At 67.1% G+C, this 3,835-nt stretch carries 2 protein-coding genes and 1 pseudogene; 2 read left to right on the top strand and 1 reads right to left on the bottom strand.

Translation table 11 applies throughout. The features are described from left to right. Window positions 1-116: 116 nt before the first annotated feature. A pseudogene (locus ACFV6E_RS42770) lies at window positions 117-290 on the top strand (transposase); the annotation flags it as partial. A gap of 292 nt (window positions 291-582) precedes the next feature. Here ACFV6E_RS42770 and ACFV6E_RS42765 read toward each other — a convergent pair. After that, window positions 583-1,311 (bottom strand): hypothetical protein, encoded by a 729-nt coding sequence (locus tag ACFV6E_RS42765; protein WP_385469169.1) that lies wholly within the window; start codon window positions 1,309-1,311, stop codon window positions 583-585. A 568-nt stretch (window positions 1,312-1,879) separates the two neighbouring features. Between ACFV6E_RS42765 and ACFV6E_RS42760 the strand changes: the two genes are divergently transcribed. After that, the gene (locus ACFV6E_RS42760; RefSeq protein WP_385469166.1) at window positions 1,880-3,697 is read left to right on the top strand and encodes a zinc-ribbon domain-containing protein; all 1,818 of its coding nucleotides are present in this window, start codon (window positions 1,880-1,882) and stop codon (window positions 3,695-3,697) included. Window positions 3,698-3,835 lie beyond the last annotated feature (138 nt).

Here is a 3,835-nt window from a genome sequence, read left to right as displayed (position 1 = left end):
TACGACAAACTCGCCGTCCGCTACGAGGCAACCGTGCTGGTCGCGGCCATCAACGAGTGGCTATGAGCGGCACATTGAAAACACTCCCTAGGGCCTGTCTGATAATTGATCTTGTGGTGGGTCGTGGAGAGCTGACGGATGCGGCGTGGGAGCGGATAGAGCCTCTGCTGCCGGGTGTTGACGGGCGGGGCCGTCCGTGGCGGGATCACCGGCAGGTGATCAACGGGGTGTTGTGGCGGTTGCGGACCGGGGCTCCGTGGCGTGACCTGCCCGAACGGTACGGGCCCTGGCACGGGCCCGAAACGGCAGCGCTCTGGCGTCTGCTCGTACCGGCGTCGCCCCTTCGGTCGCCTCGTATGTCACGGCGCAAGTCCCAACTGACGGACACCGACCCGGCCCAGCGGGGAGCGGCGCCTGGCGCCGTACCGCAAGACCCCGGGGATCGCCGGTCCGGGCCCGACCGCCTTGGAGTACGGCGTGATCTCCGACGGCCGTACCCGCGCTGCGCTCCTCAGGCGCGGTCTGGCCGTGGCCGGCAAGAGCCGCAGAGGAGCAGCCCGCCGCGCACCAGCACAACCGTCCTCAGGGCCCCGAGCCGCACTTAGTCCTGTCCGGTATTTGCCTCCTCGTTGCGCAAACAGGCATTCGTAGCAGTCGAGTTCGTCGCGTCTGTCGGCGCTGGCTCCGTCGCCGCCGGTGACGTTGTGCCGTTCTCCGCGCGGGTGAGGGCTGCCGGCGCACCGGAAAATCGGGATCGACGCCGAGGTCGAGTGTGTCGATGTCCTCGTTCCGCCTCCAATAAGGCACGCCCAAATCACGCAGCATCTGGGACCTGGCCCGTTCGGCGGTCCACACGCGCGGCCGGGTCTGAGGTCCGGCCAGGATCCGCGCACGGGCGGCGAGCAGCGCGCTGGTGGTCTCCTCGCCAGCGCCGCACGCTGCGGCGAAGCCGGCCACCAGATCTTCGCTGGGCAGCCTCTGGCCGGTGAGGGCGTTGTGCAGGGTGCTGCGTGAGATGCGGCCCGCGGCCTCGGGCGAGCCGACCAGCCGGCGCAGGCTCGGCCCACCGGCCTCCGCCCGGACCCTCATCATGGCCCTGGCCAGTCCTGCCAGGGTGGTGATGCCGCGCCCGGGCACGTACGTGACCGGCCGCCGCACGGGCGCCGGATGGACGGCGGCCGCGGCCACCGCCCACACCCGCGCCGCCTCCTGTTCGTCGGCGTCCGCGCCCCGGGCGAACGCCTGGACGGTGTACAGGGTAGGCAGCCGCCCGTCCATGGCCCGGCGCAACGTGCATGCCGCGACCGGCATCTTCCCGGCACTGGCCCGCCGCGCGAGTGTCGATTACATGTCTAGTTGCAACATCGGCAGATCCCTCACCTTGGATGTTGCAGTTCAATCGGCAGGAATCGAGGAGTCGATGAGCTGCATCAACGTGAGCAGGTATATCTCGATCATGGCTATGACCTGTACTGCGTTAGTTCTAACGGGAGATGTTGCAACTTCGCAGGTAAGTTCTTTGAGATGGAGAGGATTACGGGTAGCAAGTATTGATGCGTTCATGCCATGCGGTGAGGGTGGGCTCGGCGTCAGCACTCTCCGGTGACCTCATCTTGGCGCCGTTGCCGAGGCATACGGTCCTCCGTCGTGCACGGGAATGCGGCGGTGCTTCCTGCACTTCCTCTTTGCCGTGACGTCGGACGGCATTCCGGTCACGAAGCGTTGCTCGGGGGTCAGAGGCAGCGATCCGGAGCACGCATGCGCAAGGCATGCGCAAGGAGGGTGGGACGCCTGCCCGGCGCCACCGGGTCATGTCCCCTGTAGGACATCATCAGCCACTGGACCGTGGCGGTAACGACAGCCGTGGGAGACTCCGTAGGTGAGTTCCACGTCGCCTCGAAAGACGGTTCAGCTGTGCTCTGAGCCGGATTGCCCGCAGCCGGCCGTGTACCGGACCCTTTCACGCGACTCCTGGTGCGACGATCACATCACGGCGATGCTGCGCGCTGGCGGTCTGGAACCCCTGGAGCCGTTCACCAAGCCGACCGCGTGGCGACTGACGCGATGCCTGGCTTGTGGGGTGGAAGCGCACTACCGCCTCGAGTACACCCTGGAGAAGAACACGATCGGGGAATCGACGTGCCGGGCCTGCTACTGGCGACAATGGGCGGACGAGGACCGGCGCCTCAAAGGGGCCTACGCGAACCTGGATCCGGTGCCGGCATCGGAGGCGCGCGAGCACGCCGAGAAGAACGGGTACGAGTATCTCGGTCCGCTGACTGATCCGTCACTGTCGGAGGACCCGCACCACGTGCGATGCCGGTACTGCGGACGGTTGAGTGCCGAGCGGATGGGAGACATCGGGTTCGGATGCAGATGCCAGACCAACCCCAGGCGCGATCGGCGGACCTCCACTACCGCCGCAGCGGGGCGGGCGAAGAAGCGGGACCTGCTCAAGGACTCCGGACTGCCCGTCATCGACTGGTGGAATCACGAGAACAACGACCCCGCGGACTGGGAGACTGTCACGGTCAAGGCCCGCCGCGAGGTGTCCTGGCGCTGCCCGGACTGCGGGCTGCGCTTCGTCAAAAGAGTCCTGGACATGGCCAACGCTCGGGAATGTCCCGAGCGTGAACCGAAGCGGCGTGCAGCGTGGCAGGCGGAGTACGAGCGCTACAAAGTGACGCCGGTCGCCGACGTTCCTGAACTGCTCGCGGCCTGGGCGGATGACGAGGACCCCCGCATGGTGATGGTTGCCGGTCTTGGCCCCGAGCGTCGCTTCTGCTGTCCACGAGGGCATCACCCGCGATCCTCGCCGCACATGTACCTCATAGCCGGCTGCCCCTCCTGCCGTGGTCAGCACACGCTCGATGAACGCCTGGCGGCTGTCGAGACGGATCCGGCGGTGTTCGGCCTCTCCGCGGAAATATTCTCGCAGTGGCATCCGTCGAAGAACGGCAGCATCCAGGCCGCAGCCGTGTCTCCCGGCTCCCGCAAGAATGTGTGGTGGCGGGACCCGAACTGCGGGCACGAGTGGCAGGAAGCACCGGCTCAGCGCGACAAAGGCCAGCGCCTTCGATGCCCCGAATGCCGCACCATCCTGGACTCGCTCGCCTACCACTTCCCGGACCTGGCAGCCGAATGGTCCCCAGCGAATCCGCGCTCCGCATGGCAGGTACGCCCTACCGGGCAGACACCCTTCGTACCCGCCTGGATCTGCTCCACGAACGCCGATCACGCATGGCACGCCTCGCTGGCATCGCGATCCAGCGGCAGCGGCTGCCCCGAGTGCAGGGAACACGGAAAGTCTCAGGTCGAACTCGATCACCACGCCGCTGCCGAACGCGCCTTCGGCCGGGCCACGTCCGGCCAAGCGGTACGGCACGACGCATTCGCCAGGCGCTCCCACTGGCTTGTCGACATCGCCGTCGAGCTCGCCATCGGCCGGACCCTCGTCATTGAGTACGACGGCTCCTACTGGCACGCCGACAAGTACGAGATCGACCTGGAGAAGTCCCGGGACATGCTCGCCGCCGGATACCTCGTGGCCCGGCTGCGTGAACACCCGCTGGCGTCCCTGCCGATCGACGATTCGGCCTACGGCGAGTTTCTCGTCCACTCGGCAGCGCCCACCCCGGACGCCACGATCGAACGGGTTAAGCAGTGGGCGCTGGCCCGAGGGTCCGGCGTCCTATGAGTTTCGCCCTTCGCCTCGCGGGGCCTCCGCGCGTGTGCTGGATCCCTAGGGAGTGTTTTCAATGTGCCGCTCATAGCCACTCGTTGATGGCCGCGACCAGCACGGTTGCCTCGTAGCGGACGGCGAGTTTGTCGTAGC

This window comes from Streptomyces sp. NPDC059785, from assembly GCF_042732375.1.
In the GTDB taxonomy this organism is placed as follows: Bacteria; Actinomycetota; Actinomycetes; order Streptomycetales; family Streptomycetaceae; genus Streptomyces.
This window is presented reverse-complemented; position numbering and strand designations above follow the sequence as displayed.

What these genes read in the sequence shown, in the direction of transcription:
- ACFV6E_RS42765 (WP_385469169.1), bottom strand. Translation starts at nt 1,311, where the DNA reads ATGCCGGTCGCGGCATGCACGTTGCGCCGGGCCATGGACGGGCGGCTG.